Consider the following 22,653-nt stretch of genomic DNA (forward strand, 5'->3'; position numbering starts at 1 on the left):
CAAAAGCGCTTGCTCAGGCTTGGGAACGAGGACTACGCTGCCGCGTTAGCTGCACGGCACGGTGCTTGGGTTTCCAGGCAAAGAAGTAAATGCCGCCAACCGCATAGGCCGCCCAGGCCAGCCCAATGAGTGCCATATCAGTCAGAGTGAAGAGTTCCATCGCAGGCTCCATTGATGTCAGCTTTTTGTGGGCTTGCAAGCCATATGCCGCGAGCCTTGGAGTCAGTATTCCTGAGACCCTGTCAATGATCCGTCAACAACGTCGGGTCGACCTTGAGCAAAGCCGTTACCACTCCAAACGCAGCCCGATAAAGGGGAGGGCGTTGCCCTCTTCGATCTCAATGGTGCCCAGCCGCTCATCAAAATTTTCAGAGTCCGGATTAGGGGCTCCGGTGACATTGATGACGTCCAGGAAGCTCACCAGATCGCCAAACCCCAGATTGCGCCGATAATCCACGCGTATATTGAGGCTACGGTAAGCGGCGAAACGATCGACGTTGGGGGCCACAATCTCTTGGGCAAATCGCAGTGGCTCGCCTTGCGGCAGGACATCCGAGAAGATGACAAAGGCATCGCGTGGCAAACCAGAGGCCCACTTCCAGCGCGCGGCCACTTTCCAACGGGAATTTATCTCCCAGACACCACCAATGTTCACTGCGTGAGGCCGGGAAAAGTCGGCAGGCCGTCGCGCTTGGCCTTGGCCGGGGTCGATATCTGTATGGTTGTAGGAGTAGGTGAGGTCCATGGACCAGCCTTGATTCAGTCGGCGGTTAAAGCCCACATCCACGCCTTGGGACAGGCCTTCGCCGCTATTGGCAAAGCGTTGGTCGACGGCGTCTGTCTCCAGAATCAAGCGATCCAGCTGCTGGTGGTAAGCCTCGGCAAGTAGCAGCCAATCTCGCGAGAGGCTGTACTGAAAGCCCAGACTCACTTGATCAACGCGCTCATTGAGCAGGGCGGTATTGCTGGCGTCGCTGGCACGTTCTTCCAGCCGTGGGGGTTGATGAAAGCGGCCCGCCGTTGCATTCAGAGTCCAGCGCGGGCTCAAACGCCAACTTGCGCCCAGACGGGGGGAGAGCAGTTCTTCCTGTGTGAGGCCGTCAGAATCCAGACGCAGGCCTGCTCGATACTCTGCGGTAGGCCGAGACCAGGTGTATTCGGCAAAGCCGGTCGCCAACCAGTGGGAGGAACGCGAGCGGTTGTTAATCAGGGCCGGGGTCAGCTCAATAAAGCGCTGATCAGGTTCCGGACGGAAGTCGCTGCGGTTGTATACGTAGCGAATCCAGTTGTCCTGCAAGGACAGCTCCAGATCCGTTTGTTGATAGACCAACCGTAGCCCCCAATGCGCACGCGAAGTACTTTGTATCCGCTCAAAATCCGAGCGCCAGCCCCACTCATCCACCGCTTGCCGACTGCGTAAGATATCGGGCCGCTGGAGCACATCTGCGGGGGCCGGGTCCGGGCCGGCCAGATCGGGATAAGCCTCCCCGGTTCGACTCCGCTGGTCCAACTGGGTCGCGTAAACACGGTTGGTCCAGCGCAGGTCTTCACTGAGCCAAGCTTCCAGGCGCATAGCCAAGAGGTTGTTGTCGCGCTCACTGCTGTTGAGCAGGACATTACCGAAGTTTCCAGGGTCCTCATCGTCGCTGGCCAATACGTTGGAAATATCGCGCTCGAAGCTTTCCGGAGCGTGCAGCAGGAGAAGACTGAATTCCCCATCATTGTCCAGCCGCGTGGTGGTTTTGAATATGAGGTCACGTGTGCGTGGCGTGCCTAGGTCATCCACACCCACGCTCTCGAACAGCCGCCCAAAGTTGAGTTGACGGGCCGAGAACAGCACGCTGGTATTGGCGTCGAAGCCGCTGGGTCCGTCGTAGGTGAGTTCAGGCCCAGTCAAATCCAAACGCAAGCTAGTCGCCGCCGTATCCGGATTACCTTCCGCGACATCGACGAGCAACAAGGACCCGGCGCGCCCGCCATAGGCCGCGCTCCAACCCCCGGGCTGAAACTCCGCGCCACCTATGGTGTTGGGGGCGAACACCGAATAGCGACCGCCGCCTTCGGAATCTGCCTCGGTAGAGCCAAAGTTGTCGTCGAAGTGGACGATGTTGGCGAAAGGAATTCCGTCCACAAGAATCAGATTGTCGCGGGGGCCTCGGCCGCGCACGGTGAAGCTGGAAAAGGCCCCGCTGGTAAACAGCCCCAAGGTGCCGTCTAGCGCGCGCAAAACATCGCCGCCACTACCCACGGCGCTGCGTATCTCTTCGCGGTTGAGGTAGGTCGAGCCGGCCGAGCTCAAAGCATCAGCGCGCTGGGCGTCGGCAACCACCACCACAGCGCTAGACGCCCGATCCGCCGCACTGAGGGGGCGTAGCCGCACAACCACTGGGGTGGTTTTGTCAGCAACCACCCGCACAGACCGTAGTTCGGCGATTTGATAGCCCTCAAGGCGTACTGACAGCGAATACAGCCCGGCGACCAAGCCAGTCAAGCGGGCAATGCCATCAGAGCCGCTGCGTACCTGGCCGACCAGCTCAGCAGAGGGGTTGCGCCGCAGTAGTAGCTCCGCCTGCGCCAGCGGGCGCTGACCCAGGGCCGCTTCCACTTTGACGCGCAAGACCCCGCGACCCTCGTTAGCATCATTCTGCGCAAGAGCCGGGATTGCAAAGCTCAGCGCGCAGAGCGCGATGAGGCGCAGGGCCCAAGCCGCGGTCGCGTGACGATGAGTATGGAGCATGGCACTGGAGCTGACGGTGACCGGGGCTATTGTCGCCGTCTGGGCCATGTCTGGTGCAATAGGCTCGGCAATAGTGCTTGTGTGGTGTGACTGCGCTCAGGGGCGAGGACACTGCATAAGGCCACCACTGTGGTTTCTTTGCGCCATAGCCGCATCTGATTTACCAGGTGCATCAGCTGCTATGCATTGGGCGGAGCAGGACCTGTTGCGCAGTTATGAGTGGCTATGTGGGGGTAGCGTTGCTCTCGGCTAGTGCTGGAAGGGCACATGGCTTCAGTGGAGCATAGAGCTGGCTGGCATGCGCAGCTTTTCAAGGTGGTGCCCGGGGCGAGAATCGAACTCGCACTCTGTTGCCAGAACCGGATTTTGAATCCGGCGCGTCTACCAGTTCCGCCACCCGGGCATCATCGAGGACGCGAAGTCTACCAATAGCCGAAGCAAAACGGTAGTCTTTGCGCGCCATGCGTACTCAAGACTTCGATTACACCCTCCCTGAAGAGCTTATTGCTCAGCAACCCTTAGCGCAGCGCAGCGCCTCGCGCATGCTGCACCTCGGCCCTGAAGGGAATGCCGACCTCGGCGTGCGCGACCTGCCGGAGCTGTTACAGCCCGAAGATTTGCTGGTGTTCAACAACACCCGAGTGATACCTGCACGTCTGCACGGGAACAAGCGAGACAGCGGCGGGCGCGTAGAACTCATGCTGGAGCGTATTCGTGATCACGGTAGCGCCGTGGCCATGCTCCGTGCCAGCAAGACCCCTCCACCCGGCACCGTGATCGACATCGGCGATTATGCCGTTGAAGTTCAGGGGCGTGAGGGCATGTTTTTCGTGCTTGGACTCAAGCAAGGGGAGTGGCAGGAGCTGCTCGCGGCGCACGGTGAGATTCCCCTGCCGCCTTACATCACGCGCAAGCCCGAAGATGCAGACCAGGAGCGCTATCAGAGCTTACTGGCCGAGCGCGAGGGGGCGGTTGCCGCGCCAACGGCGAGCCTACATTTTGACGAGGATTTGCTAGGTGCCATCCAAGCGCGTGGTGTGGAGCGTGGAATTACCACCTTGCATATAGGCGCGGGCACCTTTCAGCCCGTGCGGGTGGAAGATGTCAAAGCGCATCAAATGCATAAGGAGTGGTACGAGGTGAGCCCGGAGCTGGTTGCTCAGATTCAGGCGACCAAGAATCGCGGGGGACGAGTGGTAGCGGTGGGCACAACGGTGGTGCGTTCCTTGGAAAGCGCGGCGCGCAGCGGCACACTCAGGGCCGGCCACGGAGACACCGATTTGTTTATTACGCCGGGGTTTAAGTTCCATGTAGTGGATGCTTTGCTGACAAATTTCCACTTGCCGCAATCAACCCTGATGATGTTGGTATCCGCCATGGCCGGACGTGAGCGCATTCTGAGCGCTTATGCCCATGCGGTGGACCAGCGTTATCGCTTCTTCTCCTACGGAGATGCCATGTTTATTTCCCAGCGACTGGCCTGATGGAATTCTCTATCAGCCATACCCAGGGAGCGGCTAGGCGAGGGCAGTTACGCTTCGCGCGGGGCGTGGTGGATACACCGGCGTTCATGCCAGTTGGGACCTACGGCAGCGTCAAAGCCATGACCACGGCCGAGGTTCGACAATTGGGGGCGCAAATTGTCCTGGGGAACACCTTTCATTTGTGGTTGCGCCCAGGAACAGAGGTCATCGCCCAGCATGGCGATTTGCATGACTTTATGCAGTGGTCTGGGCCCATTTTGACGGACTCCGGCGGTTTCCAAGTCTGGAGCCTGTCCGAGCTGCGCAAACTCACTGAAGACGGTGTGTTGTTTGCTTCGCCAATCAATGGTGACCGGGTTTTTCTCTCGCCTGAAAAGTCGGTGCAGATTCAGCACGCCCTGGGCTCCGACATCATCATGCAGTTTGATGAATGCACTCCGTATCCTGCGGATGCCGCCCAGGCACGTGAGTCTATGGAGTTATCGGCGCGCTGGGCATTACGCTGCCAAAAAGAGCATGGCAACAACCCTAATGCCTTGTTTGGCATTGTGCAGGGCGGTATGTATCCCGATCTGCGCCGGGAATCCATTCATAGGCTGGCCGAGCTGGACCTGCCGGGGTACGCCATTGGCGGACTCAGCGTAGGCGAGACGCGCGACGAGCGTTTATTAGTGCTCGACAGCGTTGAACCGCATATGCCCAAGGATAAGCCTCGGTATCTGATGGGTGTGGGCACACCCTTAGACCTGCTTGATGCCGTTGAGCGGGGGGTGGATATGTTTGACTGTGTGATGCCGACCCGAAACGCACGTAACGGCCACCTGTTTACACGTGATGGCGTTGTACGACTCAAGAATGCTCGCCATCGCAACGATACCGGCCCTTTGGACCCCGATTGCGCCTGCCCCACATGCACTGGCTACTCTCGCGCGTACCTGCATCATTTGCATCGCTGCAACGAAATTTTGGGTGCACGGTTGAACACCATGCATAACCTCTGGTTCTACCAAGACCTGATGCGCGACATCCGCCAGGCTATTGAGGATGGGCGGCTATCTGAGTTTGCGGCCGGGTTCCGGGAGCGCTTTCTGGCATAATCCGGCGCCTCTACAGCAAGTATAGAAACCATGGATTTCCTGATTTCCGCCGCGCATGCTCAGGCAGGCGCTGCACCGCAGCCCTCACTCGTCGCCCAGCTGCTCCCGCTGATCATCCTCGTGGTGTTGTTCTACTTCATGCTGATTCGCCCGCAGATGAAGCGCAGCAAAGAACACAAACAGCTCGTGAGCAGTATCGCCAAAGGCGATGAAATCGTGATCACTGGCGGCGTGGCCGGCAAGGTGCTGGAAGTAGGAGAGGTTTACCTTACGGTTGAAATCGCCGAGAACACCGCCATCAAAGTCCAAAAGGCGGCTGTTGCTCAAGTGTTGCCGAAGGGCACGCTGAAAACGCTGTAAGCCAGCCCAGGCCCCTAGCAGGGCGTTCATTGAATTCGCTTGCGACGCCTGGCGGCTAATGACCGCGTTAATGGCGAAGTGGGTGGGTGTTACTGATATCCACCCATAGTCGTGGTGGAAACTTAGGTAGTCCCCGACCGCGGCCGCATTGAATCAATCAGCGTAAGCTTAGGGGGAGGACCTTCAGCGCCGTTATTGAGGCGCAAGTATGCCGCTTGGGGCGGCGAAGTGTGTGATGAATCAAAATCCATTTTGGAAGGTGTTGCTGTTGCTGACTTTGGTCGTCGGTGGCGCCTTATATGCCTTACCCAATGTCTTCGGGGAAGCGCCGTCATTGGTGATATCCGCCGATTCTGGTGAGGCCTTGACCCGAGCTGACGAGGCTAAAGTGCGCCGCCTCCTAGAGCAGGCCGGCGTGACTGTAGAGCGCGAGGCGCTCACCGATGATGGGCGTATGGAGGTCGTCGTTGCCGACGAGTCAGCCCAGCTGTTGGCCTCTGATGCACTCAAGCGGGAGTTGGGTTTTGAGTACATCGTGGCTCTGTCCTTGTCACCACGCAGTCCGGCGTGGCTGCGCGAGGGCCTCGGCGCTGAACCCATGGCTTTGGGTCTGGACCTACGCGGCGGGGTGCACTTCCTCATGGAGGTGGATATCGAGCATGTGCTGAAGAAGGCGGCAGAAGGGTACGCCCGAGACCTCCCTGCCTATTTGCGCCGCCATGAACCGCCGCTGCGGTATACCGCTCGCCGCTTGAATGGCTCCGTTGTGGAATTGGAGTTTCGGGATGTAGACACGCGCGATGCCGCTATTCAAGCATTGCGCCGCGAATTCAACGAGCTCGACGTGCAAAGCATGGACGGCGATGGCGCGGTCATCGGCCTGCGCGCCCAGATGCAAGAATCTGAGGTTGAGCGCCTGGTGGAGTTTTCGGTCAAACAAAACCTCACCACATTGCGCAATCGGGTGAATCAGCTGGGTGTGGCCGAGCCTGTGGTTCAGCGCCAAGGCAAAGACAGAATTTTGGTTCAGCTACCCGGCGTGAAAGACCCCACCCAAGCCAAGTCCATTCTTGATGCCACAGCCACTTTGGAATATCGCGCTGTGGCCGAAGACGAGGATGCTCGTCTGGCGGCTGAGACCGGTATTGTGCCGCTGGACTCGGAGCTCTTTTATGAGCGCGATACCGGGCGCCCTTTGTTGCTGAAAAGTGAGGTCATCGCCACCGGTAGCCAAATTGTGGATGCGGCGTCGACTGTGGACACGGAATCTGGAACGCCTGCCGTATCTGTGACCCTCAATGGGCAGGGTGCGAAGCGCATGTTTGATTTCACAGCCGACAATGTGGGCCGGCTAATGGCCGTGTTATTCCGCGAAACGGATATCCGCATCAGCTACGACCAAGATGGCAATGCCGTGCGCGAACGCCAGGAAACTGCCGAGGTCATCTCTGTGGCAACGGTACGGGGGGTGTTTGGTAAGCGTTTTCAAACGACTGGGCTCACCAGCCAAGAAGCCAAAGACCTCGCGCTGTTGCTGCGCGCCGGGGCTCTAGCCGCGCCAGTGGCAATCGTCGAAGAGCGCACCATTGGTCCCAGCCTGGGGCAGGACAACATCGATAAGGGCTTCAAGGCCGTGATCATCGGCCTGGCCTTGGTCATGGTGTTTATGGTCGTGTACTACCGCGTATTCGGGCTGTTTGCCAACCTAGCTCTGCTGGTCAATCTGGTTTTGGTGGTCGCAGCCTTGTCGATCCTGCAGGCGACGCTCACGCTTCCTGGCATTGCCGGCATCGTGCTCACAGTCGGCATGGCGGTGGATGCCAATGTATTGATTTTTGAGCGCATCCGCGAAGAGCTCTTCAGCGGCAGTTCTACCCAAAAGGCCATCAGTGCCGGTTACGACAAGGCCTTCGTCACCATTGCGGATGCCAACGTCACCACCTTTATTGCGGCTCTGGTGCTGTTTGTCTTCGGTACGGGTCCGATTAAAGGTTTTGCGGTCACCTTGTCGTTGGGGATCCTGTCCTCAATGTTCACCGCAATCATGGGCACGCGCGTGCTCGCCAATGCACTGTACGGGCGCCGCCGTTTGGCGGACTTGCCGGTCTGATCTCGATATCTGGAATAGCACATGCGTTTTTTATCGCAACCGCGCAATATTGATTTTCTCAAGGTGCGCAAAGTCACTGGGCTGGTGTCCATCGTGTTGGTGGTGTTGTCGTTAGGCAGCTTGTTTACCAAGGGCCTGAATTTCGGTATCGATTTCACCGGTGGAGTACTGGTGGAGGTGGAATATCCCACGCCACCGGACCTGAATCAGGTACGCGCCACATTGGAGCAGGGCGGATTTGGCGGGGCTGTCGTGCAAAACTTTGGGTCGGCCCAGGATGTGCTGGTCCGTTTGTTGCCGCAGGACAACATCTCTTCGGCGCAACTCTCCGAACAAATCTTAGGCGTCTTACAGGCTGCAAATTCCGGTGTAGAACTCCGCCGGATTGAATATGTGGGCCCGCAAGTGGGAGAAGAGTTGGCCGTTAATGGCGGGCTGGCCATGCTCTGGGCGCTGGGCTGTATTTTTGTCTACATCGTGTTTCGTTTCCATTGGAAGTTTTCTGCCGGCGCTGTGGCTGCGCTGGGGCACGATGTCATTTTGACCTTGGGCGCTTTCTCGGTCTTCGGCTGGGATTTCGATCTGGCGGTCCTTGCGGCAGTGCTGGCCGTGATTGGTTACTCCTTGAATGACACCATCGTGGTCTTTGACCGTTGCCGGGAAAACTTCCGCCGCAAGGGCGCTGGTGATGAAGTCAGCACCATGAACCGAGCTATCAACGAAATGTTGTCGCGTACGCTGATGACGTCGCTGACCACCCTGCTAGTCTTGGGTGCGCTGTTCACCATTGGTGGCGAGGCCTTAACCGGCTTCTCGTTGGCCCTGATTCTGGGCGTGATTATCGGGACATACTCCTCGACCTATGTCGCAGGAGCTTCGGCTCTGGCCTTGGGCCTGCAGCGAGAAGACCTTATTCCCGTACAAATTGAGGAAGGCGACGATTCTGGAGCGCGGGTCTAGTCCCACCGATTAGGCTGCCCCCGCCCTAAGTAGCCGAGGTCTTCAGGGCCTCGGCAATGCTTCGTGCCTGCTGGTCTAGACGTCGGCGCGCTCGCGCGCTGATCGGAGGCGATAAGGCCACAATGCCAACATGGCCAATCATGCGCCAGAGGCTACGCAGGCCGTCGCCCTGATAACGGGGAATCACATGGATGTGCACATGCGGCACGGTTTGGTTCGCCCCAGGTCCATCGTTGACGAGAAAGTGTTGCGCGTGGCTGCCTAAGGCGTGTTGCTGAGCCTTGGCAAGTTTGCGCGCGACTTCCCAGAGGTGACCGTACAAAGACGCGTCAAGCTCGCTCAAACACATGAGCTCTTGCCGCGGTACGACCAGAACATGGCCAGGGCTGATGGGGTGAATGTCCATAAAGGCCAAGCAGTGCTCGTCTCTATAGACTTCGCTGGCTGGTAACTCGCCGGCGATGATCCGGCTAAAAATACTCGGCATTGGATGCTTATCCGGTAAGAGGGAATTCTGCGCCCTGAAGGCTAGCTCTCCTGGAGCAGACGCGTGGGCGGTGTGGTTGTGGTGCTGCGCAGCTGCCACCAGCCCAGAGCTGCACTCAGTGCCACCCCAGCCATAATCGGCACCGTGATCAGTGCAGGCTGTGGAACCCAGGCCATATCAAATTGCTGCTGCGCCAGCACCGCCAGGCAAGTTTGGGCGAGGAGCACGCTACCGACACTCGCTAGAAGTCCTAGCAAGGCATATTCGCGCAGTAGCAATCCCCGCAGGCGTTGGCGTGACAAGCCCATAGCCCGCAACACAGCGCTTTGTTGGCGCCGCTGCGGAACACTCGCGCGTAACATCACCAGCACCAATAAGGCGCCGCTCACCAGAGTGAAGCCGAACACAATCTGTAGGGCAAGCAGGGCGCGTGCTGTGATTTGTCGAATCTCAGCAATAAGGCTGTCTAGGTTCAAGATGGTGAGATTGGGCATGCTCTGCGCCAGCTTACGGTCCAAACCCGCTTTCTCTGGGGGCTGGTAATAGGCGGTGATCCAACTCGCTTGATCTTGTGGCAGAGCTGCGGGTGGCACCAGTAAGAAGAAGTTGGGCTGCAAACTGTCCCATTGAACGTCGCGAATGCTCGTCACGGTGTACTGTCGGCGCTGGCCCGCAAAATCCAAGCTGAGGGTGCTGTCCAAGGTGAGATCCAGACGTTCTACAGCGTAGGTGTCCACCGAAAGCTCCAAGGCGGTGGAGTCGGCATCCCAAAAACGGCCCTGCAATAGCTGATTATCGGAAGGCAGCTGCGCGGCGCTCGACAGGTTGAAATCCCGATTGATCCAGCGCTGCGTATCGGGGTCACTGAAATCTTCACTGCGCACCTCAGCGCCGTTCAAGCCCACCAGCCGGCCCCGAACCATAGGCATCATCCGCGGAGATGGTATGTCCGCGGCCGCCAGTAGGTCTTCAAATTCGCGCTGCTGTTGCGGCTGGATGTTAATGACGAAGCGGTTGGGCGCATCGGCCGGGAGCTGACTCTGCCAGGGGGCAATAATTTGCCCTTGTAGTCCTGCCAGTAGCCCAATGATGGCGATACCCAGCCCTAAGCTTGCGGCCTGAGTGGCGCTAAAGATCGGCTGCGCAGCAAGTTGAGCACGTGCGCTCAGCGGAGCGACGCCACGCCCTAGCAGCCCCAAGAACGCCATACTTAACAGCCCCAGCAAAGCGGCTCCCAGGACCATCACGCCCAGGCTCGCCCCCACAATCACCCAACCAATTCCCAAGATTCGGCTGGCGATGAGTACACACAGCAAGGTCCACAGTAGGGCGACGCTGAGCTGCGGCGCAGTATCCTCAGCGCTTTGGTGAAAAATTCGCGTGGGCGGAGTTCGCGCGGCCTGATAAAGGCTGGGCAATAAAGCCAAAGACAAACTAAAGCCCGCGGCCATACTCAGGACCACAGGCTCCCAGCGCCACATAGGCAAGGCGACGTCTAGCCGTGGAAGCATCAGATCCAGGACTTCCTGGACGGCAATGGCGACACCTCCGCCAACAACCACGGCCGCCAGGCCATCGCGGAGCCAAGGCCAGGCGAGCAGGGTCCACAGCTTCTTTTGAGTAGCGCCCAAGCTGCGTAGAACGGCGGTTTGATAGGCCCATTGAGGCAGTTGAAAGCGCCCCAACAAAAACACAACCACAGCAAGCAGAATCAGGCTGCTCAGACTGGCCAGGTCCAAGAGCCCCTTGGCGCGCTCCAGGGCATTCCCGAGCTCCGGCCGCAGCTCCCCTGGGCGCTGCGCCTTAAGCTTGGCTGACTGCGCCCAAAGACGGAGCTGTTCCAAGCCAGATGCTGGCCCGCTCGCATAGAGAATGTGGCGACTCCGTGCACCGGCTTGTGTGAGCCCAGTACCTGGCAAATCGTCCAAGCGCATGATGAGTTCTGGCGCCAGCGATGCAAAGCCGGCATTACCGCGTCCGGGATACTGGCGGATCACGCCTGCGATCGTGAGTTGCAAACGGCCAACCTCGAGTTGGTCACCAGTGGTCACGTCCAGCTGATCAGCCAGGCGTTGTTCGACCCAGGCTTGCTGCGGTGCCAATGCGGGCAGGGCCTTCCCATTGTCACCGAGAACCGCGCCCTTGAGCGGCCATTTCGCACCTACGGCCCTTAAGCTCACCAATTGTTGCGCCTGTGCGCTGAACACCATGCTGGGTTGGCTGAGCTCAGGCGTCACTGTCAACGCGGAGAGCTGCGCCGCGATCTCTGCGGGAATGTCGATGGCTTCTCGGCCTTGAATGACCAGGTCAGCGCCCATGGTTTGGGCGGTGCGTTCAGCCAGTAGGCGATAGACCCGGTCACTGAGACTGGTCGTACTCGCTGCCACCACCGTGGCCAAACTTAAGCACAGCACCAGTAATCGTCGATGACTCATGCGCTGACTTCATCAAGGGGCCGAAGAACCCCAGCATCCAAGCGATATTGACGGTGGCAACGCTGCGCCAATTGCAAATCATGGGTCACCATCAACAGACCGCTGTTGTGACCTTGCACCAGGGAGAACATCAGATCGATGATTGTCTGACCGGTGTCCGGGTCAAGATTGCCGGTGGGCTCGTCAGCCAGCAATAGCTTGGGCTGATGCACAAAGGCACGCGCCAAGGCGACGCGTTGCTGTTCACCCCCGGAGAGCTGTGCGGGCTTATGCGCCAAGCGTTCACCGAGCCCCACAGCAACGAGACTTTGGCGAGCCTTGTTGAGAGGGTTATTCAGTCCGGCGATATCTGCTGCCACCCGCACATTGTCCAAGGCGGAGAGTTGTGGCAGCAAAGCAAAGGACTGAAAGACAAAACCCAGCTGCTGCGCGCGCAGTCGCGCCCGACCTTCCTCGTCCAAGCTCGCGAGGGAAACAGAGCCCCAACTGACCCCACCCTGGGTGGGCTGTTCAAAGCCTGCGAGTAGCGACAACAGCGTACTTTTGCCGCTGCCAGATGGTCCGATGATGGCCACGCTTTGCCCAGAGTCTAGTTCTAAGTCAATACCCCGCAGGATCTGCAGACTTTGCGTACCATGACGCAAGGTGTGATGGAGAGCCTGTGCTTTGATAAGCGGTAGCCGTTGGTTAGTCATTCTGGGGTTGAGCCTTTGCTGCAGCGTAGGGAGCGCGGCGGAGCGCATATTACTGCTAGGTGATTCTCTGAGCGCTGCCTATGGTATCCCGCAAGAGCGCAGTTGGCCGGCTTTGTTGGAGAAGCACTTGCAGCAGCAGGCGGTGCCTAGTGAGCTCATTAACGCCAGCATCAGTGGAGAAACCACGGCGGGCGGCCTGCGCCGCCTTCCTGCGCTGCTTCAAGATCATCAGCCTACCTGGGTGTGGATCGAGCTTGGTGCTAACGATGGCTTACGTGGACTGCCACTTGATCAGATGCGCAGTAACCTGCGGGCGATGATCGATAGCGCAACCCAGGCCTCCGCACGGGTGTTGTTATTTGAAATGCGCCTGCCAACAAACTATGGGCCCCGCTATACCCAGGCCTTCAGCGCAGTCTATTCCCAGTTGGCAGCGCAGACTCCGGCCACGGTCTTACCGTTTTTCCTGGCACCCATTGCCGCGGACATGGACTACTTTTTAGACGACGGAATACATCCGAATGAAGCCGCCCAGCCAATATTGTTAGACCAGATACTAGAAGGCTGGCCTGGGGCCGAGACTGCTCTGGGTAGCGCCCCAGGCTAAACACGGGTGATCCCACAGCGCCCCTGAAGTCGCGCCTGACCGACTTTGCGGCGGTAGCCTGAGGGTCCCACCGGCAATGGCAACAGCTGTGGAAATGAACCTGCTGGGATTCGCAAAAGCGAATGCCGAGGGCAGCGCCAAAGGCGGAATACTGCCCAAATAAAAACGCCGGAAGCAGGGCTTCCGGCGTTGGTTGTCATGGCGTGGAGGTCATGGCCGATAGTGGCCACCCACACTACGCCCTAGCGGTATTGGGTTGGCGTCGGCGCAGACCCAAGCCCACCATGAGTAGGGCCAAGACCGCTCCACCTACAGCGCCACCACCACTAAGGGTTGGCAAAGCGCGCGAAGCGACTGTGTCCTCGTCATCGGCGCAGTCTTCTGCGGATCGCACGAGGTAACTTCCTTGACGGTCAGCCAAGGTATCTGGGACCGCGTCACCCTGGAAGGAGAGGCCAACGGAGCCCACGAGGTCGATGGGAGGCGTGCCCGCGTAGAGGATGCTGGAGGCGTTGAAATCGCGGATTTCGTCACCGCTGGCCAAAATGCCAATATCGCTCGCGGGGACCAAGATGACGATTTCACCGCTGGCGTCGAAGAACGAGCCTTCCGCGGCAGGGCGTACCGAGCCTTCTTCCGCAAATTGGCCCAGGCGCTCACCGTCATTGTCCTCACTGACCACATAGCTAGAGAAACTCACCGCGCCGAAGGCATCAACCTCCATGCGCGCACCGCGTGGAATGGCCCCGAAGCCGGTGATGAAGCTGGTGAAGTAGGTCGTATTAGGCACTGGCCCCGAGGCCAGTGAGTCGACTTTGATACGAAAACCGATCAACAGTGGGTCTTCAGCATCGTTCAAGGTGCCTTGCTGGAAAACACTCAGTTCGGTGATATCCAAAAACTCAAAAGGAGCACCCGTGATTAAGACGCCTCCGTCACCAGCAGCATCGCTGAGGAGGGTCAAACCCGGCGCGGAGCAGGCCTCTGCGGCGCGCGCCTCAGCCATGTCATCGCCACCATTTTCAGCGAACCAGGCCGCTATTTCTTCGTCGGTTTTGTCCGCAGAAGGTTGACCCAGACTCAGTTCGATATTGGCTTCGTAACTGCCGCCAACAACCAGCCAATGGATCACTTCCACGGTGTAATCGCGCTCACCGCCAAAGGCGATGGTGGAGACCGCTTCGTTGGCAGTAGCCGAGGTGGATTCACCCAAGACATTCCCGCTGCCATCGAGCAGGCGAAGGTCGTAGTCATCGGCGCCACTCAAGTTTTGGGTAGGGCCCAAGGTCACACGAATCAGGGCGGTAGGAAAGAACTCGTTGAGGTCTTCCGGTAGATCAGCACTTAAGGCGTATTGATCGCAGGGCAGGACAGGATCAATACAATCTGGACCTGCAGCATTCGTTGCGTTGGTGCCTACGATAGGCCCCCCGCCGAAGCTGAGGTCCATGGTGGATAAAGTGAGGGTGCCTGAGCCAACTTCAGCGGCGTTTGCGGCGCTTGCCAAGGTTGCGATGGCGACGATGGCCAAGGTCTGAAGGCTACGCATAGAGAAATCTCCTGTGAAGGGGTAGTCCGCAATGGGGAGCAAAACGGGGCGACCCGGAGGCCGCCCCACACCTGGCCTATCACTCGACAGACCATCCCCTTGGAATTGAGCTAGCTGCGACGGCGGCCTAGCAGTAAGAGACCAAACAACACGGTCATTAACGGCAGACTGCCTCCACCGTTAACGGCACTGCTGAGTGAGCGGCTTGCGGCTTCTTCTTCAGCGTCTGCGGCACATTCCTCGTCGGACATAAAGGTCCAGATTCCAGACCGACTAAGACCGTTGGGCATGGTGTCTGCGGTACCGGCAACGCCAACACCAACGACGGGGTCACTCACACCGATGGTGGTCGCAGCGTTAAATCCGGTGAGAGTTTCGCCTGGATTCAGTAAGCCGATATCCTGAGGGCGTACAAAGATCACGACTTCGCCTGAAGCGTCGAAGGTCGACGCAGAATTTGCAGGTCGCTCGGAGCCGGCTTCTACGAAGCGGCCATCCACGCCGCCATCATTGTTGGCGCCCGCGACATAGGAGAAGAAGCTGACAGCTCCTTGCTGATCCACCGCCATGCGCACACCGAATACGGTTTGAGAGGCGCCAGGGGAGAAGCTCGCGTAAATCGCGCTGCCCGGAATGGGTTGGGTCAATGATTCCAATTTGAAGCGGAACCCGATGAGCGCGGGGTCTTCAGGGTTCTCAGTACTTCCAGTTTGGAAGACGCTGAGTTCAGTGAGATCGAGATCAGAAATGGGGAAGCCACTTCCGGTGAGATCCAAAGGATCAACGTCACCGCTAGCATCTGTTAAGAGGATTAGGCCCGGCGCAGTGCAGGATTCCATCGCCCGAGATTCAGCCATTTCGTCGCCGCCATTCTCGGCAAACCAGGCCGCTATTTCTTCATCGGTTTTGTCCGCAGAGGGTTGACCCAGACTCAGTTCGATATTGGCTTCGTAACTGCCGCCTACAACCAGCCAATGGATCACTTCCACGGTGTAATCGCGCTCACCGCCGAAGGCAATAGTGGAGACCGCTTCGTTGGCAGTAGCCGAGGTGGATTCACCCAAGACATTCCCGCTGCCATCGAGCAGGCGAAGGTCGTAGTCATCGGCGCCACTCAAGTTTTGGGTAGGGCCCAAGGTCACACGAATCAGGGCGGTGGGAAAGAACGCGTTGAGGTCTTCCGGTAGGTCAGCACTTAAGGCGTATTGATCGCAGGGCAGGACGGGATCAATACAGTCAGGACCGGCAGCGTTCGTCGCGTTAGTCCCAACGATAGGCCCTCCGCCAAAACTGAGATCCATGGTGGATAAAGTGAGGGTGCCTGAGCCAACTTCAGCGGCATATGCCGGTGCGCCAGCGCAAGCAGCAGCGAAACACATCGCCTTGAGCATGCGGTACATGAACGTTCTCCAGATTGTTCCAAGGTTCGGCGCAGATGAAATTTTTGTTAAGTAGTACTGCGCGCAATAAACATGACACATAGCACAGTGGCAGAGCAAGCGTAAAAATTACGCCTTGCGGCTGAGAGCTCCCTGAGCATGTAATGGCTGTGCGTGTTAGAACGCAGCTTGTGGCGCTGACGCTGGCGCGGCTGCCGGCGTGCCAAATTTCTGCTCATACAAGGAGAGCAAGGTTGGCACCAAAACCAACACAACCAGTGTTGCAAAGGCCAGGCCAAATACGATGGAAATGGCCATGGGTATTAAGAACTGTGCCTGGAGACTGGTCTCAAACAGTAGCGGCGTTAGGCCCGCGATGGTCGTTAATGATGTCAATAAGACGGCACGTAAGCGCAAGCAGGAGGCATCTTCCAAGGCCTGTTGGATGGGCACGCCACGGTCACGGAGTTGCTTATAGAACACCACCAAGATTATGGAGTCGTTGACCACGATTCCGGAGAGGCCAAATAGCCCAAATAAGGACAAGATGGTGAGGTTCATTCCCATGAGCCAATGCCCCACAACAGCGCCCACTAGGCCTAAAGGAATAATGCTCATGACCAATAGGGGCCAGCCCCAGGAGGCAAAGACCCAAGCAAGCACAATGTAGATAAGGGCGAGGGCGTAGAGCAGTCCTCGCTGCATATCGCCAAAGGTGTTGGCTTGGTTTTCTGCTTGGCCTGTTTGCGTAATGCTTACGGGGTAGCGCTGCTGGATATCTGGAAGAACCTGCGCAGCCAGGCGCGCCCGCAGTTCATTGGCATTAACCTGAGCGGCGTCCACATCGGCACTCACGACGATGGATCGCCGGGCATCAGCATGGCGGATGCGGTCGAATCCCCGTTGGGTACGAAAATCCACCACGTTACCGAGGGGAATGACCGTTCCTGTAGGCGCGAGGATGGGAAGGTCGCGCAGGGTCACTATAGAGTCGGCGTCCCCATCCATCAGACGTACGCGAACTTCGACTTCGGAGCCATCATCTTGGAAAATTTGCGCCAGTTCTCCATCCAAGGCGGCGCGTAGTTGACGTCCCAGATTACTGGTATCCAAGCCTAATACCTGGGCTTGCGCATTGGGCGTGTACAGAATTTGCTCACGCCCAAAGGGCGTGTCATCGTCCACCCCGTTCACGCCGGCTGTTTGGCGCAGGATCTCGCCCAGCTCTAATGCTGCCGATTTAATGGCCGCCAGGTCGGAACCCGTTATGCGGAGTTCCACATCTCGACCAGGCGGGCCAATACTGGGCTCGAACACACCAAAAGTATCTAAACCTGCAGGCAACACAATTCGCTGCTTCCAGCGGGCAATGAACTCGGCGTTGCGCACCTCGCGGCTATCCGAGGGTCGAATTTGCACCTGCATGTGGGCATATTGGCGTCCACTGCGAGTGAAGTTTGTTCCCGGCGTCACTCCCATCCCCAGACGGGTGACGGCAGCAATGACAAAATCGCCACCTAGTTCTTGGTTGAGTTCCTCCAACGACTGCTCAAGCTGCGTCAAAAACTCCTCTAGCTCTTCTTCCGGTGCGCCTGCAGCGAAGCCTACATTGGCAATCAACACGTCTAGCTCGGGAGTGGGGAAGAACTCAAACTTGACCCGTCCACCGGCGAGCAAGCCCACGGCCAGCACCATCGCGGCTAGGCTGGCGGCCAGGACCACCCTGCGATTACTCAAAGCGCTGCGGACAAGGCGCCGAAATACGCCCTCACGCAAGCCGTCGAAAGCGCGGTCAAAGCCCTTACGCCAGCGGCTGACCGACTTCTCGCGCAGGCCCTTAAGAGAGTGCCGTAAGTGCCCAGGAAGAATCAGAAAACTTTCAATGAGGGAGGCGATAATGACGCAGATAACCACCCAAGGAATGGCCTTGAGGATGGCGCCAATATAATCACCGATGAGCATGAGGGGCAGAAAAGCGGCAATGGTTGTGGCGGATGAACTCAGCACCGGCCAAAACATCCGCGTTGCCCCGCCTTCAGCAGCCTCTAAAGCTTCTTCGCCAGCGTCATAATGGGCTGCTGCGTCTTCGCCCACGACGATGGCGTCATCAACAATGATCCCCAACGCCATAATCATGGCAAACAAAGAGATCATGTTGATGCTGCCGCCAGAGGCATAAAGCACGCAGAGTGTGGCCAGAAATGAGACCGGAATGCCCACGGTGACCCAAAGAGCCACCCGTCCGCTCAGGAACAGATACAAGATGGCGATGATCAACACCAGCCCTGAGGCCCCATTTTTCAGCAATAAACCGATGCGCTCCTCGATGGGCTTGTATTGCTCGTCGTACACGACCACATCGACGTTGGGAGGAAGTTGCTGGCGCTTGGTGTGCAAATAGGACTGCATCACCTCAGCCATCTCCAGCGCGTCTTCGTTTTTGGCTCGGTACAGTGCCAGCTCCACCGCGGGCTGCCCCTGCATACGGAGCCGCACATCATCGGGTTTTGATTCGCGACGTATGCTGGCGATATCGGCCAGTCGAACATGACCTTGGCCACGGGCATCACTGAGCTGCAGCGATCCCAGTCCATACTCGCTGCGGCGTTTCTCGACGGCGCGTAGTTCGCGACTGGCGCCGCCCTCAGCAAGCAGTCCCGCTGGCAGATCCTGAGATCGCGCGCGTACGGCATTTGCTACATCTGGCAGCGTTAACCCCAGTTCAGCCAAGGTGGCTGCCGGGACCCGAATCACGATTTCCTCGGCTGGTAGGCCCAGAGTCCGGATTTCTTCGATGCCCGCATCGAGCAACTCACGCTCCATACGCCGAGCGAGGGGGCGCAATTCATCCAGGTCATCCAGACCGGTGAGCACCAAGCGGGCGATGAGCTCACGATTCTCTAAAATACTGATGCTGGGTTCTTCCGCAGAATCAGGAAGGTTGCGAATACTGGCGATGCGCTCTTTCACATCATCGGCGGCAGCATTCAGGTCTGTGCCGTCATCAAAGCGCAGCCACAACAGAGCAAAACCTTGCAGGGATACGGAACTAAGTTCGTTCACACCCGGGGTACTGCGGAGGCGGTCCTCCACCAAGTCCGTAATCCCTGTTTCTATATCTTCAGCGCTAGCACCCTCCCAGGCAATTTCCACGCGCACATAGTCGATATCAAAACTAGGGTAGAACTGGGTGTTGAGTTTGGCCAAGCCCCATAGTCCGGCCAGAATCATAATCACCATCAGCAGGTTGCAGGCCACCGGGTGGCGGGCAAAGGTGCGGATTAGTGCATGATCACTCGGCACAGCGGAGGCCTTGCTCATGGTTGTAACTCGCGTACCGCTAAACCCGTAGCCGCGTTGGCGAGGTGGGTAACCAGAATATGATCACCCGTTTGCAGCTCAGGGTGACTCACAATGACGCTTTGCGAGTCTGCAGCGGCGCTGCCATGGACGGTCACGCTCACACTCTGCAGGCGCCCATCCACGACTTTAAAGATTTTGTTGAGATCGTATAGGCCCGTCTCTGGAACGCTGATCGCCCGCTCAACAGCGGGTAGTGACAGCTGTAGCGGAACGCTAATGCCTACCGGGATTTGTCCTGGCTCGGCCAAGCTTAGCCAAGCGCGTACGGAGCCACTGCGCGCCTCCTGGCCTAAACGGGTGAGTTGTACGGCAAAGCTTTGCTGAGCAAAGCGCACCTGGCCACTGACTGTCTCGGCCCGGCTGAGGCTCTGCGCCAAATCCCCTAAGTACCGGGTCGGAAGCTCGGCTGCAAATTCAATGCGCTGAGTGTCGTATAAGCCCAGTAAACTTTGCCCGGCCTGAACACGGGCACCTGGCTCTACGGTGACCTGGGTGACGGCGGCCGCGAAGGGTGCACGGATTTGGGTGCGTTCCAAGGCAAGCTCGGCCGCTTGCAATGCCGCTTCGGCGGCATCCAGACGGGCCTGCGCTTGTTTTTTCCGCGCTGGTATCGCGGCAACGGCCTGTTCGCGGAGGCGCAAGTTGAGCAAGGCGCGTTGGTGTTTATCTTTGGTCTGGTCCAGCAGGGTGTCGGAAACCACGCCTTTATCACGTAGACGGACCAAGCGGGCCAACTCGGCTTCGCTGATGCTAGCCAGTTGCCGCTCACGCTCCAGGCTGTCCATGTCGACCGCGGCCTGTTCCAGGTCCAATGCCCGCGCAGCTTCGGCCTGTGCCAATTCGGCTTGCGCCTGACGTAATTGCACTTGGGCATCACGCGGGTCTAACTCAACGAGTAGCTGACCACGCTCTACGGTATCGCCCTCCGCCACGTACACGGCCATCACTTCGGCGTTGAGGGCGGCAGTAATCTGCGGACGGGCCGCAGAGTCAACCTCTGCAATCAGTTGTAGCTGTGGCTGTTTGGGACCTGGGTCAACAATGGCCGTGCGTACGCTGAACTGCGTTTCCTCCACCGCTTCCACATTGGCCTTGGGCTTGGTTCCAACCAGGGCCACAAACACCAGGATCGCAGCCCCAAGGAGGGCCAAAGCCATCCCTGTTTTTGCACTTAGGATGGAACGTAAACGTGGGTTCATCAGGCGGCCACCGCGGTGTCGGTCAAGCTTTGGCAGAGGACGGTCAACGCATCCAGGCTTTGCGCTCTGTCCTCGGCACGCAAAATTGGTAGGCGATCAAGCTTGGGCACGGCATAAGCATCCATCCAAGCAGCGAGGTGCTTGCGAAACACCTTTAATCCCATACGCTGTCCATACAAGGCGTCCACCGCGTAGGCATGGCTGATTAAGTCCGGCAGAAATTCGCCCATGCTCGGTGGCTCTGGGATCTGCCCACCAGCAATTGCCGCGGCAATTTGGGCAAACAGCCAGGGTTGGCCAAGGGCTGCTCTGCCAATCATTAATGCATCAGCATCGGTCGCTTCCAGGACCTGCAAAGCCTTGGAGGCAGAGTCAATGTCACCATTGGCGATGACTGGGATACCGACGGCCTTCTTCACTTCGCGGATGGTGCGGTACTCGGCCTGGCCTTTGTACATCTGAGCGCGGGAGCGGCCATGAACAGCGATGGCACTGAGCCCACAGTCTTCAGCCAGTTCCGCAATGTCTACCGCATTCACATGCTCGCTGTGCAGCCCCGTACGAATTTTGACGCTCACCGGCAATTCCACAGCCTGAGTGACCGCTTGAAAAATCTCTTTGACGAGTCCGGGATCACCTAACAAGGCCGAGCCGCAGGCTTTCTTACGCACCTTCTTGGCCGGGCAGCCCATGTTGATATCAATCACATCAGCGCCCATAGCCGCGTGTACTTGAGCGCCTTCGGCAAGCACCTCAGGCTCTGCTCCTGCGAGCTGTACTATCCAAGGGCGCGTTTCATCCGCTTGGTGCAGGCGACGTTGAAACTTGGCGCGCTGCGCGTCGTCCTGATTGGCCGCGGTCATTTCTCCGTAACACAGGTCCGCGCCGTAACGACGACACAGCTGGCGCATAGGGGCATCTGTCACGCCGGCCATCGGCGCCAGAATGAGGGGCAGGGAGGTTCCGTGCAAGGGGTGCATCGGTGAAAAATCCGGCCAGGGGGGCAGCACTTAAGTGTATCAGCGCGTATACTTTCGCAGGTCACGGGGCCCGACCCCGTTTTTTTGTGTCTGTGAGGGATAAACGCATCGTGACACCTGCCATTCTGGCACTCGCCGACGGTACACACTTCATTGGTCAGGGTTTTGGAGCCGAGGGGCTCACCGCTGGTGAAGTTGTTTTTAACACTGCACTAACGGGCTATCAGGAGATACTTTCTGACCCCAGTTACGCGCAGCAATTAGTAACGCTGACTTATCCCCACATCGGGAATGTGGGATGTAATGCGCAGGATATGGAATCGGCCGCTTTTCATGCGGCAGGTTTGATCGTCCGCCAGCGCCCACGTACACCCTCCAACTTCCGTGCTGAAAGCTCGCTGCATGACGCTATGGTGGCCCATGGACGCGGTGGCATTAGCGGCATCGACACCCGCAAGCTCACGCGGATTCTACGCAATGGTGGTGCTCAAGCCGGAGCCTTGCTGGTTGGGGACGGCAGCGTAGAGCAAGCGCTCGAGGCAGCGCGCGGCTTCGCGGGTCTGCAGGGCATGAATCTGGCCGACGAGGTGAGCTGTCACTCCCCTTATGACTGGTCTGAAGGGCGTTGGAATCGCGACCCCCAAGCGGCACGCTGCAAGGTTGTTGTTTACGACTTCGGGGTGAAATTCAACATTCTTCGCTGTTTGGTCGATGCAGGCTGTACGGTTCGCGTCGTGCCCTCTAAAACACCTTTGGATGAAGCCATAGCGCAGGGCGCGGATGGAGTTTTGCTCTCCAACGGCCCTGGAGATCCCGAGCCCGTCGCCCATGGCATCGCTGTCGCTAAAGAACTGTTGGAACGCGGCCTGCCGACCATGGGGATCTGCTTGGGTCACCAAATATTGGCCTTGGCAGCCGGTGCGCAAACCTCAAAAATGAAATTTGGCCACCACGGCGCTAACCATCCGGTTCAAGACCTGGCTACGGGCCGCGTAGCCATCACCAGTCAAAACCATGGCTTTGCCGTGGACGAGGCCAGCCTCCCCGCCAACTTGCGACCTACACATCGGTCCTTGTTCGACGGAACGCTGCAGGGAGTCAAGCACACCGACGCCCCGGCCTTTTCCTTCCAAGGGCACCCCGAGGCGAGTCCAGGTCCGCACGACCTAGCGCCGCTTTTCGCCCAGTTCGTTGCCCTCATGCGCCCCTAA

Annotated in this window: 17 protein-coding genes and 1 tRNA gene; 7 read left to right on the forward strand and 11 right to left on the reverse strand. The window is 58.4% G+C overall.

Annotated elements, in window-relative coordinates; all coding sequences use genetic code 11:
- Positions 1-13: 13 nt before the first annotated feature.
- The 3 genes from KI787_02210 to KI787_02220 form a co-directional block, all read right to left on the reverse strand.
- Complete coding sequence (locus KI787_02210) at positions 14-160, reverse strand: hypothetical protein (protein ID MBV6628746.1); 147 nt, start codon at positions 158-160, stop codon at positions 14-16.
- Between the two features lie 126 nt (positions 161-286).
- A complete protein-coding gene (locus KI787_02215; protein MBV6628747.1) occupies positions 287-2,785 on the reverse strand; it encodes a TonB-dependent receptor in 2,499 nt (832 codons plus the stop codon).
- A 268-nt stretch (positions 2,786-3,053) separates the two neighbouring features.
- A tRNA-Leu gene (locus KI787_02220) sits at positions 3,054-3,140 on the reverse strand.
- 58 nt (positions 3,141-3,198) lie between these two features.
- Here KI787_02220 and queA point away from each other — a divergent pair.
- The 5 genes from queA to secF all read left to right on the forward strand — a co-directional run bounded on the left by queA (position 3,199) and on the right by secF (position 8,748).
- Positions 3,199-4,221 (forward strand): tRNA preQ1(34) S-adenosylmethionine ribosyltransferase-isomerase QueA, encoded by a 1,023-nt coding sequence (gene queA / locus KI787_02225; protein ID MBV6628748.1) that lies wholly within the window; start codon positions 3,199-3,201, stop codon positions 4,219-4,221.
- Positions 4,221-5,318 carry a tRNA guanosine(34) transglycosylase Tgt gene (tgt, locus tag KI787_02230; GenBank protein MBV6628749.1) on the forward strand — a complete coding sequence of 366 codons (1,098 nt, stop codon included), beginning with the start codon at positions 4,221-4,223 and terminating at the stop codon, positions 5,316-5,318. Before queA ends, tgt begins: the two co-directional genes overlap by 1 nt.
- A gap of 30 nt (positions 5,319-5,348) precedes the next feature.
- Positions 5,349-5,678, forward strand: coding sequence for a preprotein translocase subunit YajC (yajC, locus tag KI787_02235; GenBank protein ID MBV6628750.1), 330 nt, complete (start codon positions 5,349-5,351; stop codon positions 5,676-5,678).
- 235 nt (positions 5,679-5,913) lie between these two features.
- Complete coding sequence (gene secD / locus KI787_02240) at positions 5,914-7,788, forward strand: protein translocase subunit SecD (protein ID MBV6628751.1); 1,875 nt, start codon at positions 5,914-5,916, stop codon at positions 7,786-7,788.
- A 21-nt stretch (positions 7,789-7,809) separates the two neighbouring features.
- On the forward strand, positions 7,810-8,748 hold the full coding sequence (secF, locus tag KI787_02245) for a protein translocase subunit SecF (GenBank protein MBV6628752.1): 939 nt from the start codon (positions 7,810-7,812) through the stop codon (positions 8,746-8,748).
- A gap of 25 nt (positions 8,749-8,773) precedes the next feature.
- Here the strand turns inward: secF and KI787_02250 are convergent, their stop codons facing one another.
- From KI787_02250 to KI787_02260, 3 genes are read right to left on the reverse strand one after another with little or no spacing between them, the layout of a single operon-like run.
- Positions 8,774-9,235, reverse strand: a complete 462-nt coding sequence (locus tag KI787_02250) for an HIT family protein (GenBank protein ID MBV6628753.1) — start codon at positions 9,233-9,235, stop codon at positions 8,774-8,776.
- A 41-nt stretch (positions 9,236-9,276) separates the two neighbouring features.
- Positions 9,277-11,670, reverse strand: a complete 2,394-nt coding sequence (locus tag KI787_02255) for an FtsX-like permease family protein (protein ID MBV6628754.1) — start codon at positions 11,668-11,670, stop codon at positions 9,277-9,279.
- The gene (locus KI787_02260) at positions 11,667-12,365 is read right to left on the reverse strand and encodes an ABC transporter ATP-binding protein (protein MBV6628755.1); all 699 of its coding nucleotides are present in this window, start codon (positions 12,363-12,365) and stop codon (positions 11,667-11,669) included. The genes KI787_02255 and KI787_02260 overlap by 4 nt, the downstream gene beginning before the upstream one ends.
- On the opposite strand from KI787_02260, the gene KI787_02265 reads away from it, so the two are divergent.
- Positions 12,364-12,972, forward strand: a complete 609-nt coding sequence (locus KI787_02265; GenBank protein ID MBV6628756.1) for an arylesterase — start codon at positions 12,364-12,366, stop codon at positions 12,970-12,972. The genes KI787_02260 and KI787_02265 overlap by 2 nt on opposite strands.
- A gap of 235 nt (positions 12,973-13,207) precedes the next feature.
- Here KI787_02265 and KI787_02270 read toward each other — a convergent pair whose 3' ends face one another.
- From KI787_02270 to dusB, 5 genes are all read right to left on the reverse strand, one after another.
- Entirely contained in the window at positions 13,208-14,521 is a 1,314-nt protein-coding gene (locus tag KI787_02270) for a hypothetical protein (protein ID MBV6628757.1), read from the reverse strand.
- Between the two features lie 110 nt (positions 14,522-14,631).
- The gene (locus KI787_02275) at positions 14,632-15,921 is read right to left on the reverse strand and encodes a hypothetical protein (protein MBV6628758.1); all 1,290 of its coding nucleotides are present in this window, start codon (positions 15,919-15,921) and stop codon (positions 14,632-14,634) included.
- Between the two features lie 156 nt (positions 15,922-16,077).
- The gene (locus KI787_02280; protein ID MBV6628759.1) at positions 16,078-19,221 is read right to left on the reverse strand and encodes an efflux RND transporter permease subunit; all 3,144 of its coding nucleotides are present in this window, start codon (positions 19,219-19,221) and stop codon (positions 16,078-16,080) included.
- A complete protein-coding gene (locus KI787_02285) occupies positions 19,218-20,420 on the reverse strand; it encodes a biotin/lipoyl-binding protein (GenBank protein MBV6628760.1) in 1,203 nt (400 codons plus the stop codon). Before KI787_02285 ends, KI787_02280 begins: the two co-directional genes overlap by 4 nt.
- A 41-nt stretch (positions 20,421-20,461) precedes the next feature.
- Complete coding sequence (gene dusB / locus KI787_02290; protein ID MBV6628761.1) at positions 20,462-21,442, reverse strand: tRNA dihydrouridine synthase DusB; 981 nt, start codon at positions 21,440-21,442, stop codon at positions 20,462-20,464.
- A gap of 107 nt (positions 21,443-21,549) precedes the next feature.
- Between dusB and carA the strand changes: the two genes are divergently transcribed.
- Entirely contained in the window at positions 21,550-22,653 is a 1,104-nt protein-coding gene (gene carA, locus KI787_02295; GenBank protein MBV6628762.1) for a glutamine-hydrolyzing carbamoyl-phosphate synthase small subunit, read from the forward strand.

Source organism: Oceanococcus sp. HetDA_MAG_MS8, assembly GCA_019192445.1.
Classification (GTDB): domain Bacteria; phylum Pseudomonadota; class Gammaproteobacteria; order Nevskiales; family Oceanococcaceae; genus MS8.

Bases quoted from the DNA above. Each gene is read 5' to 3' on its own strand.
- KI787_02210 (MBV6628746.1), bottom strand. From the start codon at position 160: ATGGAACTCTTCACTCTGACTGATATGGCACTCATTGGGCTGGCCTGG.
- KI787_02215 (MBV6628747.1), bottom strand. From the start codon at position 2,785: ATGGCCCAGACGGCGACAATAGCCCCGGTCACCGTCAGCTCCAGTGCC.
- queA (MBV6628748.1), top strand. From the start codon at position 3,199: ATGCGTACTCAAGACTTCGATTACACCCTCCCTGAAGAGCTTATTGCT.
- tgt (MBV6628749.1), top strand. From the start codon at position 4,221: ATGGAATTCTCTATCAGCCATACCCAGGGAGCGGCTAGGCGAGGGCAG.
- yajC (MBV6628750.1), top strand. From the start codon at position 5,349: ATGGATTTCCTGATTTCCGCCGCGCATGCTCAGGCAGGCGCTGCACCG.
- secD (MBV6628751.1), top strand. From the start codon at position 5,914: ATGAATCAAAATCCATTTTGGAAGGTGTTGCTGTTGCTGACTTTGGTC.
- secF (MBV6628752.1), top strand. From the start codon at position 7,810: ATGCGTTTTTTATCGCAACCGCGCAATATTGATTTTCTCAAGGTGCGC.
- KI787_02250 (MBV6628753.1), bottom strand. From the start codon at position 9,235: ATGCCGAGTATTTTTAGCCGGATCATCGCCGGCGAGTTACCAGCCAGC.
- KI787_02255 (MBV6628754.1), bottom strand. From the start codon at position 11,670: ATGAGTCATCGACGATTACTGGTGCTGTGCTTAAGTTTGGCCACGGTG.
- KI787_02260 (MBV6628755.1), bottom strand. From the start codon at position 12,365: ATGACTAACCAACGGCTACCGCTTATCAAAGCACAGGCTCTCCATCAC.
- KI787_02270 (MBV6628757.1), bottom strand. From the start codon at position 14,521: ATGCGTAGCCTTCAGACCTTGGCCATCGTCGCCATCGCAACCTTGGCA.
- KI787_02275 (MBV6628758.1), bottom strand. From the start codon at position 15,921: ATGTACCGCATGCTCAAGGCGATGTGTTTCGCTGCTGCTTGCGCTGGC.
- KI787_02280 (MBV6628759.1), bottom strand. From the start codon at position 19,221: ATGAGCAAGGCCTCCGCTGTGCCGAGTGATCATGCACTAATCCGCACC.
- KI787_02285 (MBV6628760.1), bottom strand. From the start codon at position 20,420: ATGGCTTTGGCCCTCCTTGGGGCTGCGATCCTGGTGTTTGTGGCCCTG.
- dusB (MBV6628761.1), bottom strand. From the start codon at position 21,442: ATGCACCCCTTGCACGGAACCTCCCTGCCCCTCATTCTGGCGCCGATG.